Below are 14457 nucleotides of genomic sequence, written 5' to 3'. Positions count from 1 at the left end.
CAGCCCGAGGCAATCATGCACAATCCCCAATGATAGATTGAGCCGAACTTTCATGATGCAAAACCCGCCGACTTTGACGGTCGTAATCGTTGCGAAGAACGAAGCCCGCAATATTTCGGAATGCGTGGCCAGCGCGTCATTCGCGAACGAAGTGATCGTGCTCGACTCCGGCAGCGCCGACGCCACCGCCGAACTGGCCCGCCAAGCGGGGGCCCGCGTCGTTGCCACGGACTGGCCCGGCTATGGCCCGCAAGTGGCTCGGGGCTTTTCGATGGCCACCTGCGACTGGGTGCTCTCCCTGGACGCGGACGAGCGCATCACGCCGGACTTGGCGCGTGAGATCACCGTAGCCATCACATCGGGCGCTCGACAGGGCTATCGCATCCCCCGCCTGTCGGAGTTCGTCGGCCAGTTCATCCATCACTCCGGCTGGCGCCCCGACTACACATTGCGGCTCGGTGTGCGGTCGGTCTCAGGGTTCACCGATCACTTCCTCCATGCTCACATGACCGTGGAGGGCGCGATCGGCGACCTAAAGACCCCGCTGATCCACTTCAGCTACCCAGATCTGCACGACGTCCTGGAAAAGCTCGACCGCTACTCCACGGGCCACGCGAAGGACATGCACGCACGTGGCAAGACGGCCAACCTGAAAAAGGCGATTGTCCATGCAGCATTCGCTTTCGCGCGCACGTACTTCCTGCGCCTGGGTTTCCTTGACGGGCAGCGCGGCATGATGCTCGCGATCTACAACGCCGAATACACCTACTACAAGTACCTCAAGCTGATGATGCTCAGCTCACCGCCGGTACGACCGGCCATCCCGTAGCCCTGATCCCCCGGGCGACTGCCCCTTCGGAGGTCCGCCGAGACCCGGGATGCTCATCGAACAATGAACGTCGCATGACACACACGTCCGCCCTTTCCCTGGCAACGCGGCTCAAGCACCGGCACTCCGACCTCCGGACCTGCCAGCGCGCATTCGTCCAGCTGCCTGGTAGGCCAACGGTCGAAGCGCCCACGCGGCCTGCCCACCTCACCGAGACAACCCCATGACCGCCAGCATCAGCGGCTTCACCTTCCTCCGCAACGGCGTCAAACTCGGGTTCCCGTTCGAGGCGTCCGTCCGTTCCCTGCTGCCCCTCGTCGACGAATTCGTCATCGCGGTGGGCGCCGGTGAGGACGCGACCCGCGAGCGGCTGCTGGCCATCGGGGATCCGAAGATCCGGATCATCGACACGATCTGGAACGAACGCATGGCCGAGCGCGGGTTCGTCTATGCACAGCAGAAGATGATCGCGCAGTACGCCTGCACGGGCGACTGGGCGTTCTACCTCGAAGGGGACGAGGTGCTGCACGAGAACGAGCTGCCGGCCATCCGTGCCTCGGTCGACCGCCATCACGGGGACCCCGAGGTCGAGGCGCTCGTGTTCGACTACCTCCATTTCTACGGCTCGCCACACTGGCTCGCCGTGAGTCCGGCCTGGTACCGGCGCGAGTGCCGGCTGATCCGCAACACCATCCGCAGCTACGCGCCCGACGGGCAGTTCTGGGTGGTGATGGACCGCCACCGCCAGGGCCGCCACCCGAAGGCCGCGCTCGCCCGCGCCCACATCTACCACTACGGCCACGTCCGCCGCACCGAGTACATGCAGGCCAAGCTCGACCAGGTCAGCAAGTACTGGACGACCGGCGCGCCGAAGGTCCACTACGGCAACATCGACGCGCAGGCCCTGAAACCGTTCGAAGGCACCCACCCCGCCCTCATGCAGGCCTGGCTCGACAGCGAGGCCGAACAGCACTTCGCACCCGACCCCGCGCACGTGCTCACCCGCCGCGAGCGCAAGCACCGGTGGTCGATGAAGCTCGAACGCGCCCTCGGCCTCGACCTGAGCCACAAGCACTACCGACTGGTCCGCCCCGACTGAGACCGCCATGACCTACACCGTCGTCATCCCCGTCCTCAACCAGCTGAAGTTCACGCGCCTGTGCGTGGAGAGCCTGCTGGCCGGAGGCACCCCCGCCGCCAGCGTGCTGGTGATCGACAACGCCAGCACCGACGACACCCCGGCCTGGCTCGCGAACGAGGCCGGCGTCCCGTCCATCACCAACCGGGTCAACCTCGGCTGCGGCGGCGCCTGGGCGCAGGGTTCGTTCCACAGCCAGGCCGACTGGGTCGTGCTGCTGAACAACGACGTGATCGTGCCGCCGAACGGGATGGCCGACCTGCTGGCCGCCGCCGAACGCGAGGGCTTCGACGTCGTCAGCCCCGCCCTGCTCGAAGGCGCGCTCGACTACGACTTCACCACTTACGCGCCCACCTACGTGAACGAGATGAAAGGCGTCACGCGCACCGGCTGGTTCCACGGCGTCTGCTTCGCCATCAAGCGCTCCGTGTTCGAGACCGTCGGCTACCCCGACACCGACCGCCTGCTCGGCGGCCACGAGGACAAGGAGTACCTCGTGCGCTGCCTGCGGCACGGCGTCCGCGTGGGCACCGTGGGCGCCACGGTGCTGCACCACTTCGGCTCCATCACGCAGAAGGCGATGAAGAAGGAAAGCGGCGTCAAGTCGCTCGGGGACCGCCACCATGCGTACCAGCGCATGGGCATGGGCTGGTGGGCGCGAAAGCGCTTCAAGGCCCAGCAGCGCAAGCAGACCGAGGACTGGTCGCGCGACGAGTCGGCCGCACACGGCATAACCCTGCACATGCTGCGCGAGAACGGCGGCTGGCGCTTCGTCTGACCCATGACACGCTCCAACACGCTCCGTGACTGGCGCCGGTCGCTGAAGGACCGCCTGCCCTACGTGCGCCGTCGGGTCCACGCCAGCCTCGAACGGCGCTACGCCCTCCTCACCGACGCGCTGGGCATGGGCGTGCCCCGGGCCGCCGACGTCACCCTGACCGTGGCGCGGCCCGTCCGCCCCGGCGACGCGGACGAGCTGTGCCTGTTCCTGAGCCACCAGGCGGCGCCCGCACTGAAGCCGCACGTGGTCGCCCACGTCACCGCGCTGCTCGACCGGGGCGTGCGCGTCGTGCTGGTGCTCAACACCGACCTCCCCGCGGACACGCTGCGCATCGACCCGGCCTTCGCCGACCGCCTCGACGGCCTGCTGGTCCGCCAGAACCTCGGCTACGACTTCGCCGGCTGGGCCCACGCCCATGCCGTGGTGTCGCCCCACCTGCGCGCGCAGCGGCTCTACCTCGTCAACGACAGCATCGTGGGCCCGCTCGACGGTGCGGCCTTCGACCGGCTGCTGGCCCGCGTGCGCTCCAGCCGGGCCGACGTGGTCGGCCTGATCGAGGCCCCCACGCCCCGCCCGCACCTGCAGAGCTTCTTCCTCGCCTTCAACGCACGCGCCCTCGCCGGCGGCCTCGTGCCGTTCTTCCGCGAGGTGCTGTGTTTCGCCGACAAGGGCACCGTGGTGGACGTCTACGAGACGCACCTCACGCAGCGCCTGCGCCATGCGGGTTTCGCGTGCGAAGCGGTGTTCCCCACCGCCGACCCGTACGCCGGCTGGGAACAGCTCGTCGCCGACGGCTTCCCCTACGTGAAGGGACGCGCCCTCGCGGAGCACCGCCGGCATCCCGCCGTCGCGCGCCTCGTCCCCCCTCACCTGCTCGCCGACTGAGCATGGAGGACATCGTCATCTGGGGCGCCGGCGGGCACGCGAAGGTCGTCGCCGCGTCCATCCGCCGCGCCGGCCGTTTCCGCGTCGCCGGGTTCATCGACGACGTGAACCCGGGCCGGGCAGGCGAACCCTTCTGCGGCGCCACCGTGCTCGGTGACCGCGCCGCCTTCGACGCGCTGCACGCCCGCCAGCCGGTGGCCCTGCACCTCGCCTTCGGGCATTGCGGTGCCCGGTACCGCCTGGGCGCCGAACTCGCGGCCCGGGGCGTCGCCTTCCCCGTGCTCGTGGACCCCACGGCGCTGGTCGCCGAGGGGGTTTCGCTCGGCGACGGCTGCTATGTGGGCCCGGGCGCCGTGCTGAACGCCGATGCCCGCATCGGCCGCCACACCATCCTCAACACCGGCACCGTGGTCGAACACGACGGCCTCGTCGGCGACGCCGTCCACCTCGCCCCCCGCGTGTGCCTGGCCGGCCACGTGACGGTCGGCGACCGCACCTTCGTCGGCGCCGGCACCGTCGTGCGCGACGAGATCCACATCGGACGCGACTGCCTCGTGGGCCTCGGCAGCGTCGTCGTGCGGGACTTGCCGGACGGCGTGCGCGCCTACGGCTGCCCCGCGGCCATCAAGGAAACCCCATGACCCCAAAGTCCACCCTCGACGAGTTCGCGCTGTTCGGCGGCGAACCAGCCTTCGGGCACAAGCTGCACGTGGGCCAGCCCAACATCGGCGACCGCGCGCATTTCCTCGACCGGGTCAACCGCATCTTCGACTCCCGCTGGCTCACGAACAACGGCGAGGCCGTGCAGGAACTGGAACGCCGGCTGGGCGAGCACCTGGGCGTCAAGCACGTGATCGCCGTGTGCAACGCCACGGTGGGCCTCGAGATCGCGATCCGTGCCATGCCGATGGAGGGCGAGGTGATCGTGCCGTCGCTCACCTTCGTCGCCACCGCCCACGCGCTGCAGTGGCAGCAGATCACCCCCGTCTTCTGCGACGTCGACCCCGTCACGCACAACCTCGATCCCGAGCAGGTGCGCCGCCTCATCACCCCGCGCACCACCGGCATCCTCGGCGTGCACCTGTGGGGCCGCCCCTGCGACGTGGACGCCCTGCAGGCCATCGCCGACGAGCATCGGCTGCACCTGCTGTTCGACGCGGCCCATGCCTTCGGGTGCTCGCACCAAGGCCGCATGGTAGGCAACTTCGGCCGCGCGGAAGTGTTCAGCTTCCACGCCACCAAGTTCTTCAACACGTTCGAAGGCGGTGCCATCACCACCAACGACGACGCCCTCGCCGCGAAGATCCGGCTGATGACCAACTTCGGGTTCGCGGGCTACGACAACGTCGTGCACGTCGGCACGAACGGCAAGATGAACGAGGTGTGTGCCGCGATGGGCCTCACGTCGCTGCAGGCGCTCGACGGCTTCATCGCCACCAACCGCACCAACGCCGACACGTATGCCGAGCGCCTCGCCCGCATCCCCGGCATGAAGCTCTGCCGCTACGACACGACCGAGCGCAACAACTTCCAGTACGTGGTGGTGGAGTACATGCCACAGCCGGGCGGACCGAGCCGTGACGACCTCATCCGCCTGCTGTGGGCAGAGAACGTGATGGCGCGCAAATACTTCTGGCCGGGCTGCCACCGCATGGAACCCTACCGCACGCTGTTCCCGACCGTGGGCGAACGCCTGCCGCAGACGGAGGCCATCGCCGACCGCCTGATGATCCTGCCCACCGGCACGGGAATGAACACTGCATCCATCCACGCGCTGTGCGACCTGCTCGAGCTGGCCGTCGCCCAGGGCCCGGCCCTGTCGGCCCGCCTGGGAGCGCTCTGACATGGCCGAGGCCGCGCGGCGTCCGTTCGTCATCCAGGTCGGCCACTTCAACGACGAGATGGGCGGCGTCATCGCGCTGCACCGGCTGTGCCACCTGCTCAACGAAGGCGGCCACGAAGCCTACGTCTGGCCGCCGAAGAAGCCGCGGCACGACCCGGCCCGGCCGGTGCGCAGCTCGCTGCAGCGCCTGAGCTACTGGCTGCGGGGCAAGGACCGCCGGCTGCGGCGCGCGCCGGGCTTCATCACGCCCATCGCGAAGGAAGAACACATCGCCCGCGGCATCGTCGTGTACCCCGAGATCGTCGACGGCAACCCGCTGCGGGCCGAGCGCGTGGTGCGCTGGCTGCTGCACAAGCCGGGCTTCCACACGGGCCGTGCGGTGTACGGCCCGAACGACAAGTTCTTCTTCTTCCAGAACGCCTTCAACGACCCGGCGATCAACCCGCACCCGGACAACCTGCTCAAGACCGTCTTCATCCGCGACGACATCTACAAGCAGACCAACTTCGGTCCGCGCTCGGGCACCTGCTACATCCTGCGCAAGGGCAAGGACCGGCCGATCGTCCATCCGCTCGAGAACTCGGTGCTGGTCGACGACCTGTCCCACCGCGAGCTGGCCGAGGTGTTCAACCGCGTGGAGACCTGCATCTCCTACGACACCTACACGCTGTACTCGGCCTTCGCCGCACTGTGCGGCTGCGTGTCGGTCGTGGTGCCCGAGGAGGGCAGGACGAAGGAGGAGTGGTACCCCGACGAACGGGACCGCTACGGCCAGGCCTGGGGCTTCGACGACGTCGAGTGGGCGCGCCGCACGGCCCCGCTGCTGCTGCCGCACCTCAAGGCGCAGGAACGCGAAGCCAACGACAGCGTGCGGGTGTTCGCCGAGAAGTGCCAGGGTTACTTCCCCTGACCTCCCCGCCCCTCAGCACTTCGTCTTGCTGAGCACGAAGCGTCGCGGCGAGAACGGCAGCTTCACCGACGCCATCACCTTGTGCTGCCGCTGTGCATCGAGCGCACGGCCCAACTGCTGCAGGTGATCGCGCAGGAACCCCGTGCGCGCCAGGGCCTCGAACCACACCTCGCTGCGCGTGCAGGCGGGGCTGTTCCAGGGCTTTTCGCGGCCCGCGAAGTGCAGCTGCACGGGATGGGCCAGCGCGTGCCGCACCTCGTCCGCCGTGTAGTTCACGTCCTCGGCCAGGTCGGCTTCGGAGCGGTAGCAGTCGTAGGCATACGTGCACACCATGCTGTCCGCGGGCAAGGTGCGGATGTGCGGGTGGCACACGAGGTTCAGCACGTCCTGCTCGGGTTGCAGCAGGCGCCTGGCATGTTCCTCGGCGTACCGCAGCATGCGCGCCTCCAGGCCATCGGTCCGCATCCGCGCGAGGTTGACCACGCAGTACCCGGCACCGTACCGCAGGTGGGTGCGTTCCTCGGCGGTGAAGTCCTTCTCGTACATCTCGGCCACGCGGTGCACCCACGACCCGCGCCGCACCAGGCTGGGCGACGCCGCCAGGTAGTCCTCCCCCGCCGGATCGAACGCGAGGAAGTCGCGCGACACGTCGCCCTGGAACAGCACGTCGACGTCGGTGACGAGCATCGCGTCGTGCTGCGGGAACAGCGACGGGGCCAGGAGCTTGTAGAACATCTCCTTGCTGTAGTGCCCCTTGCAGTCGGTGCGCGCGAAAAGGTCGCTCAGCTGATGCGCCATGTCGACGAACACCAGTTCGACCCGGGCCGGATGGTTCGCCACCTCGGCCTTCAGCCGGGCCTGGTGGTCCGCGCCGATGCCGGACTGGGCGACGTAGATCAGGTAGTGCAACGCCGGGTCGGCCTGTTCCGCGAGCGTGCGAAACGCCACCGCGGCCGGGATGACGTAGTTGTCATCGAAGCACGTCAGGATGGGGATCGTGCGACGGTCCATCGGTGGATCAGAGCAGCACGATGTCGTAGGCCTCGGGCGAACCCGTGGCCTCCGCCTGCAGCGAGATGGGCTTGCCGATGAAGTCGCTCAGGCCCGCCAGGTGCTGGCTCTCCTCGTCGAGCAGCATCTCGACGACGGTGGCCGATGCGATCACCCGGAACTCCTTCGGGTTGAACTGCCGCGCCTCGCGCAGGATCTCGCGGAGGATGTCGTAGCAGACACTGCGCGCGGTCTTCACCTGGCCCTTGCCGGCGCACACCGGGCACGGCTCGCACAGCATGTGGGCCAGCGATTCGCGCGTGCGCTTGCGGGTCATCTCCACCAGGCCCAGCTGCGTGAACCCGCTCACCGTGATCTTCGTGCGATCGCGGGCCAGCTGCTTGCGCAGCTCGGAGAGCACCGCGTTCTGGTGCTCCTCCCGGGCCATGTCGATGAAGTCGATGATGATGATGCCGCCCAGGTTGCGCAGGCGCAGCTGCCTCGCGATGGCCTGCGTGGCCTCGAGGTTGGTCTTGAAGATGGTGTCGTCGAAGTTGCGGGCGCCCACGTAGCCGCCCGTGTTGACGTCCACCGTCGTCAGCGCCTCGGTCTGGTCGATGATCAGGTAGCCGCCCGACTTCAGGTCCACGCGCCGCGCGAGCGCGCGGGCGACCTCGTCGTCGATGTTGTAGAGGTCGAAGATGGGCCGCTCGCCCTTGTAGTGGGCCAGCTTGCTGACCGACGTGGGCGTGAACGCCGTGCCGAAGGCCACGAGCTGGTCGTACTGCATGCGCGAGTCGATGCGGATGCTCTGCGTGTTGTCGCTCGCCAGGTCGCGCAGCACACGCTGCACGAGGCTCAGGTCCTGGTGCAGCAGTTCGCCCGGCGGCGTCTTGAAGCTCTTCTCGCGGATCAGGCCCCAGGTCTTTCGCAGGTAGGCGATGTCGTCGGCGAGTTCCTCGTCGGTGGCGTCCTCGGCGTTCGTGCGCAGGATGAAGCCGCCGCCGTTGTACGGCGCCGGGTCGCCCTCGGGCGGCTTGCCCGCCAGGGTGTTCATGCGCGTGCGCAACTGCTCGCGCAACTCGTGCGAGCCGATCTTCTGCGAGATGCCGATGTGGTCGTCCTGGGGCAGGAACACGAGCAGCCGGCCCGCGATGCTGATCTGCGTGGACAGCCGCGCGCCCTTCGTGCCGATGGGGTCCTTGATGACCTGCACCGTGAGCGTCTGGCCCTCGAACACGAGGCGTTCGATGGGCGGCGGCGGGGCCGCGCCCGGGCCGTGTTCGGCGCGGGGCGAACCCGTCACGTGCACGTCGGCCACGTGGAGGAAGGCCGCGCGTTCGAGGCCGATGTCGATGAAGGCCGACTGCATGCCGGGCAGCACACGTGCCACGCGGCCCGCGTAGATGTTGCCGACGAGGCCGCGCTCCAGCGTGCGTTCGACGTGCAGTTCCTGGACGGCGCCGTTCTCGACGATGCCGACCCGCGTTTCCTGGGGGGACCAGTTGATCAGGATGTCTTGCATGGAGGACGGATCTCTCTCTTTCGGAGGTTCTGGGACCGCGTCAGGGGAAGCGGTAGCCTGCCTGTCGAAGCAGTTCGGCCGTCTCGTACAAAGGCAAACCCATGATAGCGGAGTAGCTGCCCTCGATGCGCGAGATCCAGGTGGCCGCGGCGCTCTGGATCGCGTAGGCGCCGGCCTTGCCGAACGGCTCGCCGCTGTCGACGTACGCCGCGATGCGCGTGGCGTCCACCGCTTCCATGCGCACCTTCGACACGTTCACCGCGACGGCCTCGAAGTCGCCGTGCCCCACCGCCACCGCGGTGAGCACGCGGTGCGTGCGGCCCGCCAGCATCGTCAGGGTGCGCGTGGCATCGGCCGCGTCGGCCGGTTTGCCGAGGATGCGCCGGCCGAGCGCCACCGTGGTGTCGGAACACAGGATGGGCGCGGGCGGCAGCCCCCTCGCCTGCCAGCGCGCGCGGGCGGCGGCGAGCTTCGCGCGCGTGACCCGCTCGACGTAGTGGATGGGGAGTTCGCCCGGCTGCTCGGCCTCCAGCGCCTCCGCGTCCTCCTCGGGGCCGGCCAGCAGCAGCTCGTGCCGCACGCCGATCTGCTCGAGCAGCTGCCGGCGGCGGGGGCTCTGGGACGCGAGGTAGATGAAGTCGGTCATCGCAGGGCGCCCTTCGCGCCGGTCACTCTCGGTGGTAGGGATGGTTCACGAGCACCGTCCAGGCGCGGTACAGCGCCTCGGCGAGCAGCACGCGCACGAACGCGTGCGGCAGCGTCAGGTCGGACAGCCTCAGGGTTTCGTCGGCGGTGGCCTTGAGCGCGGGGTCGAGGCCGTCGGGGCCGCCGATCAGCAACGCCACGTCGCGGCCGTCGTGCTGCCAGGCCTCCATGCGGGCGGCCAGCTGGACGGTGGTGAGGCGCGTGCCGCGTTCGTCGAGGATGACCCGGCGAACGCCCTTCGGGAGTGCCGCCTCCAGCCGGGTGGCCTCGGCGGCCATCAACTGCTCGGCGGTTTTCGAGCCCCGGGTCTCGGCCTTGACGGCCTTGAGCTCCAGGCGCATCTCGGGCGGGAAGCGCTTGGCGAAGTCGTCGTAGGCGGTCTCCGCCCACGACGGCTGACGCTGCCCGACCGCGGCGAGCAGCAGCTTCACGCGCGGCCGGCGGTCTTCTTGGCGGGCGCTTTCTTGGCGGGCGCCTTCTTCGCAGCGGCGGACTTCACGCCCACCGTGCGGGTGACACCGGCCTTCGGCGCGGCGGCCTTCTTCGCCGGCGCCTTCTTGGCGGCCACTTTCTTCGCAGCCGTCTTCTTGACCGGCTCGTTGACCTTCAGCGTGCGCACCGGTGCGGCGGCCGCGGTCTTCTTCGCAGCGACCTTCTTGGCGGCGACCTTCCTGGCGGGCGCGGCCTTCTCGGCCGGCGCCTTCTTGGCCGCCACCTTCTTCGCCGCGGGCTCGGCCTTGGCCGCCGTCTTCTTCGCGGCCGCCTTCTTGGCCGGGGCCTTCTTGGCGACCGGCGCGGGCTCCTCCGCCTTCACGAGCTTCGTGCTGCGTTCGGACTTGAGCTTGACCGGCTTGTCGCCCCAGATTTCCTCGAGGTGGTAGTACTCGCGGATGGTGGGCTGCATCACGTGGACGACGGCGGAGCCGCAGTCGACGATGATCCATTCGCCATTGACCTCGCCTTCGGTGCGGGGCACCGGGAAGCCTTCGGCCTTGACCGCATCACGCACGCTGGCGGCGAGCGCCTTGGTCTGCCGGTTCGAGGTGCCCGAAGCGACGATCACACGCTCGAAGAGCGGCGAGAGGTGTTCGGTGTCAAAGACGGCGATGTCCTGGGCCTTGACGTCTTCAAGGCCATCGACGATGGCGCGCTGCAGTTTTCGGATGTCCATTCAGCTCCCGTGGGTTCCTCGATAGAGGTGGTGTTGGTCAATATAGCGCGCCACGGCGGCAGGCACCAGCGCATCGATGCGCAGGCGCGCCGCCACGCGGGCGCGGATGTCGGTGGACGAGATGTCCATCATGGGCAGGGCCACGGCCTCGTGGTCCACCTGGGCGACCTCGGGGCTGGCTTCCAGGGAGACCCCCGGGCGGTTGGCCACGGCGAGGGTCACCCGCTCCAGCAGCTTCTGCCAGCCGAGCCAGGTGTGCAGGCCGGTGTACTGGTCCTGCCCGATGATCAGGGTCCATTGTGCCCCGGGCTCGGCCGCCTGCAGTTCGCGGACGGTGTCGTACGTGTAGCTGGCGCCGCTGCGGTCGAGTTCGCAGCGGTCGACGACGAACCGGGGTTCGTCCGCGACCGCCAGTTCGACCATCGCGGCACGGTGCGCGGCCGCGGTGAGCGGACGGGTCTTCTGCCACTGCCGGCCGGCCGGGATCCAGCGCACCTCGTCGAGGTGCAGCTGCTCGAGCGCGGTGCGGGCCAGCGCCACGTGGGCGAGGTGCACCGGGTCGAACGAACCGCCGAAGATGCCGATGCGCTTCAAGCCGCGCTTTCGCCTGCCCAGTCGCGGGGGCGCAGGAAGTCGGAGTAGAGCCGCGCCTCGGGCGTGCCCGCCTCGGGCGCCCAGTCGTAGCGCCAGGTGACGACCGGCGGCATCGACATGAGGATGGATTCGGTGCGCCCGCCCGACTGCAGGCCGAACAGCGTGCCGCGGTCGAACACGAGGTTGAACTCGACGTAGCGCCCGCGACGGTAGGTCTGGAAATCGCGCTCGCGCTCGCCGTGCGGCAGGGCCTTGCGGCGCTGCAGGATGGGCAGGTAGGCGCCCAGGAAGGCGTCGCCCACGGCGCGGGTCAGGCCGAAGCCGTGGTCGAAGCCGCCTTCGGTGAAGTCGTCGTAGAAGACGCCGCCGATGCCGCGCGGCTCGTTGCGGTGCTTCAGGAAGAAGTACTCGTCGCACCAGGCCTTGAAGCGCGGGTACAGCGCGGGGCCGAACGGCGCGAGCGCATCGCGGTTCACGCGATGGAAGTGCGCGGCGTCCTCCTCGAAGCCGTAGTACGGCGTGAGGTCCATGCCGCCGCCGAACCACACGACCGGGTCGCGCCCGGCCGGCAGCGCCGCGAACATGCGCACGTTCATGTGCACGGTGGGCACGTACGGGTTGCGCGGGTGGAACACCAGCGAGACCCCCATCGCCTCGAACGGCGCGCCCGACAGCTCGGGGCGGTGCGCCGTGGCGGACGGGGGCATCGTGCGGCCGCGCACGTGCGAGAAATTGCAGCCGCCCCGTTCCAGCAGCGCCCCGCCCTCCACGAGCCGCGAACGGCCGTCGCCTTCCAGCGGGCCGCCCGGGTCGCGGGACCAGGCGTCGGTGAGGAACGTGTCGCCACCTTCGGCCTCGAGGGCCGACACGATGCGGTCCTGGAGGCCGAGCAGGTACTGCCGGACGGGGGTGAAGTCCATGCGTTGGATCAGCGCGGCTTGATGGCGCGGTGGCCGATGTCGCGGCGGTACTGCGCGCCGTCGAAGCGGATGCCGTTGAGCACCTCGTAGGCGCGCTGCTGGGCCATCTTGACCGAGTCGCCCAGCGCCGTCACGCACAGCACGCGGCCGCCGGAGGACACGGTGTCCTTGCCCGACGGCGTGGTGCCCGCGTGGAACACCATCGCGTCCGGCGCCTCGGGCGGCAGGCCGGTGATGGCGTCGCCCTTGCGGGGCGTGAGCGGGTAGCCGTGGGCGGCCATCACGACGCCGAGAGCGACGCGGCGGTCCCACTGCAGTTCGACCTGGTCGAGCGTGCCCTCGGTGGCGTGCATGAACACGTCCACCAGGTCGCTCTTGAGGCGCATCATGATCGGCTGCGTCTCGGGGTCGCCCATGCGGGTGTTGAACTCGAGCGTCTTGGGCACGCCCTCGTCGTCGATCATCAGGCCGGCGTACAGGAAACCGGTGAACGGGATGCCGTCGCGGGCCATGCCGGCGATGGTGGGCAGGATGATGTCCTGCATCGCGCGGGCGTGCACGTTGGGCGTGACCACCGGGGCGGGCGAGTACGCGCCCATGCCGCCGGTGTTCGGGCCTTCGTCGCCGTCGAGCAGGCGCTTGTGGTCCTGGCTGGTGGCGAGCGGCAGCACGTTCTTGCCGTCGCACAGCACGATGAAGCTCGCTTCCTCGCCGCGCAGGAACTCCTCGATCACGACCCGGGCGCCGCCCGCGTTGTGCTGCACGCCGAGCTTGTTGTCGTCGCCCGAGAGCATCCAGTCGACCGCCTCGTGGGCCTCGGCCAGCGTCATCGCGACCACCACGCCCTTGCCCGCCGCCAGGCCATCGGCCTTGATGACGATGGGGGCGCCGATGCGGTCCACGTACGCGTGCGCGGCCGTGGCGTCGGTGAACGTGTCGTAGGCCGCGGTGGGGATCGCGTGGCGCTTCATGAAGTCCTTCGCGAACGCCTTCGAGCTCTCGAGCTGCGCGGCGGCACGTGTCGGGCCGAAGATGCGCAGGCCGCGGGCGCGGAACTCGTCCACCACCCCGGCCGCCAGCGGCGCCTCGGGGCCCACCACCGTCAGGCCGATCTTCTCGGCTTCGGCGTAGTCGGCCAGGGCCTTCACGTCGGTGATGGCGATGTTCTTGAGGTTGGGGTCGAGCGCCGTGCCGCCGTTGCCGGGGGCGACGTGGACCGCCTGCACGCGCGGGGACTGCGCGAGCTTCCAGGCCAGCGCATGTTCGCGGCCTCCCGAGCCGATCACGAGAATTTTCATGGGGTTACCAGTTGGTGGAGCGGCCGGGCTCAGGGGAGCACGGCGTTGTGGAACACGTCCTGCGTGTCGTCGAGGTCCTCGATCATGTCGAGCAGCTTCTGCATGCGGGCGGCGTCGTCGCCTTCGAGCGTGATGGTGTTCTCGGCACGCATGGTCACTTCGGCCACGCCGGGCACCAGGCCGGCGGCCTCGAGTGCCGCCTTCACCGCCTCGAACCCGGCCGGCGGCGTCAGCACCTCGATGGCGCCGTCGTCGTCGGTGACGACGTCGTCGGCACCGGCTTCCAGCGCCACTTCCATGACCTTGTCTTCATCCGTGCCCGGGGCGAACACCAGCTGGCCCACGTGCTTGAACTGGAACGCCACCGACCCTTCGGTGCCCATGTTGCCGCCGTACTTGCTGAACACGTGGCGCACCTCGGCGACCGTGCGGACCCGATTGTCCGTCATGCAGTCGATGATGATGGCCGCGCCGCCGATGCCGTAGCCCTCGTAGCGCACTTCCTCGTAGGACGAGCCCTCCAGGTTGCCGGTGGCCTTGTCGATGTTCTTCTTGACCGTTTCGAGCGGCAGGTTCACCGCCTTGGCCTTTTCGATCGCCAGGCGCAGGCGCGGGTTCTCCTTGGGGTCGCCACCGCCATGGCGGGCCGCCACGATGATCTCGCGGATCACGCGCGTCCACAGCTTGCCGCGTTTTTCATCCTGCCGCCCCTTGCGGTGCTGGATGTTGGCCCATTTGGAATGTCCGGCCATGAAGGCTCCTCGTGCGGCGGCCGGGCGGCGGGGATCTCCCGCCGGCGGCCGCTCAGGTGTTCTGGAAAAAAAGGGGGGTCTTGCGAATAGACTGCGATTTTACTTGCCGCCGCCCC

Annotated in this window: 16 protein-coding genes; 7 read left to right on the top strand and 9 right to left on the bottom strand. The window is 69.1% G+C overall.

What is annotated here, in order from left to right; all coding sequences use genetic code 11:
- Positions 1-52 precede the first annotated feature (52 nt).
- From A4W93_RS11395 to A4W93_RS11365, 7 genes are all read left to right on the top strand, one after another.
- Complete coding sequence (locus A4W93_RS11395; protein ID WP_085750717.1) at positions 53-829, top strand: glycosyltransferase family 2 protein; 777 nt, start codon at positions 53-55, stop codon at positions 827-829.
- A gap of 223 nt (positions 830-1052) precedes the next feature.
- Complete coding sequence (locus A4W93_RS11390) at positions 1053-1928, top strand: glycosyltransferase family protein (RefSeq protein WP_085750716.1); 876 nt, start codon at positions 1053-1055, stop codon at positions 1926-1928.
- 7 nt (positions 1929-1935) lie between these two features.
- On the top strand, positions 1936-2745 hold the full coding sequence (locus A4W93_RS11385; protein WP_085750715.1) for a glycosyltransferase family 2 protein: 810 nt from the start codon (positions 1936-1938) through the stop codon (positions 2743-2745).
- A gap of 3 nt (positions 2746-2748) precedes the next feature.
- Complete coding sequence (locus A4W93_RS11380) at positions 2749-3633, top strand: rhamnan synthesis F family protein (RefSeq protein ID WP_085750714.1); 885 nt, start codon at positions 2749-2751, stop codon at positions 3631-3633.
- 2 nt (positions 3634-3635) lie between these two features.
- A complete protein-coding gene (locus A4W93_RS11375; protein ID WP_085750713.1) occupies positions 3636-4274 on the top strand; it encodes an acetyltransferase in 639 nt (212 codons plus the stop codon).
- The gene (locus A4W93_RS11370) at positions 4271-5476 is read left to right on the top strand and encodes an aminotransferase class I/II-fold pyridoxal phosphate-dependent enzyme (RefSeq protein WP_085750712.1); all 1206 of its coding nucleotides are present in this window, start codon (positions 4271-4273) and stop codon (positions 5474-5476) included. Before A4W93_RS11375 ends, A4W93_RS11370 begins: the two co-directional genes overlap by 4 nt.
- Before the next feature lies 1 nt (position 5477).
- Positions 5478-6386, top strand: coding sequence for a hypothetical protein (locus tag A4W93_RS11365; protein ID WP_085750711.1), 909 nt, complete (start codon positions 5478-5480; stop codon positions 6384-6386).
- 12 nt (positions 6387-6398) lie between these two features.
- Here A4W93_RS11365 and A4W93_RS11360 read toward each other — a convergent pair whose 3' ends face one another.
- From A4W93_RS11360 to A4W93_RS11320, 9 genes are read right to left on the bottom strand one after another with little or no spacing between them, the layout of a single operon-like run.
- The gene (locus A4W93_RS11360; protein WP_085750710.1) at positions 6399-7397 is read right to left on the bottom strand and encodes a glycosyltransferase family 8 protein; all 999 of its coding nucleotides are present in this window, start codon (positions 7395-7397) and stop codon (positions 6399-6401) included.
- Between the two features lie 7 nt (positions 7398-7404).
- Positions 7405-8901, bottom strand: a complete 1497-nt coding sequence (rng, locus tag A4W93_RS11355; protein WP_085750709.1) for a ribonuclease G — start codon at positions 8899-8901, stop codon at positions 7405-7407.
- 40 nt (positions 8902-8941) lie between these two features.
- The gene (locus A4W93_RS11350) at positions 8942-9547 is read right to left on the bottom strand and encodes a Maf family protein (RefSeq protein WP_085750708.1); all 606 of its coding nucleotides are present in this window, start codon (positions 9545-9547) and stop codon (positions 8942-8944) included.
- A gap of 22 nt (positions 9548-9569) precedes the next feature.
- Positions 9570-10037: a 23S rRNA (pseudouridine(1915)-N(3))-methyltransferase RlmH gene (rlmH, locus tag A4W93_RS11345; RefSeq protein WP_085750707.1), complete on the bottom strand. Its 468-nt coding sequence runs from the start codon at positions 10035-10037 to the stop codon at positions 9570-9572.
- A complete protein-coding gene (gene rsfS / locus A4W93_RS11340) occupies positions 10034-10777 on the bottom strand; it encodes a ribosome silencing factor (RefSeq protein WP_085750706.1) in 744 nt (247 codons plus the stop codon). The genes rlmH and rsfS overlap by 4 nt, the downstream gene beginning before the upstream one ends.
- A complete protein-coding gene (nadD, locus tag A4W93_RS11335) occupies positions 10778-11371 on the bottom strand; it encodes a nicotinate-nucleotide adenylyltransferase (protein WP_085750705.1) in 594 nt (197 codons plus the stop codon).
- Positions 11368-12291: an oxygen-dependent coproporphyrinogen oxidase gene (hemF, locus tag A4W93_RS11330; RefSeq protein ID WP_085750704.1), complete on the bottom strand. Its 924-nt coding sequence runs from the start codon at positions 12289-12291 to the stop codon at positions 11368-11370. The genes nadD and hemF overlap by 4 nt, the downstream gene beginning before the upstream one ends.
- Before the next feature lie 8 nt (positions 12292-12299).
- Positions 12300-13589, bottom strand: coding sequence for a phosphoribosylamine--glycine ligase (purD, locus tag A4W93_RS11325; RefSeq protein WP_085750703.1), 1290 nt, complete (start codon positions 13587-13589; stop codon positions 12300-12302).
- Positions 13590-13618: 29 nt separating this feature from the next.
- Entirely contained in the window at positions 13619-14341 is a 723-nt protein-coding gene (locus tag A4W93_RS11320; protein WP_085750702.1) for a YebC/PmpR family DNA-binding transcriptional regulator, read from the bottom strand.
- Positions 14342-14457: the final 116 nt, after the last annotated feature.

Source organism: Piscinibacter gummiphilus (genome assembly GCF_002116905.1).
Classification (GTDB): domain Bacteria; phylum Pseudomonadota; class Gammaproteobacteria; order Burkholderiales; family Burkholderiaceae_C; genus Rhizobacter; species Rhizobacter gummiphilus.
Note: the sequence above shows the minus strand (reverse complement) of the source record. Positions and strands in the feature narration are given on the sequence as shown.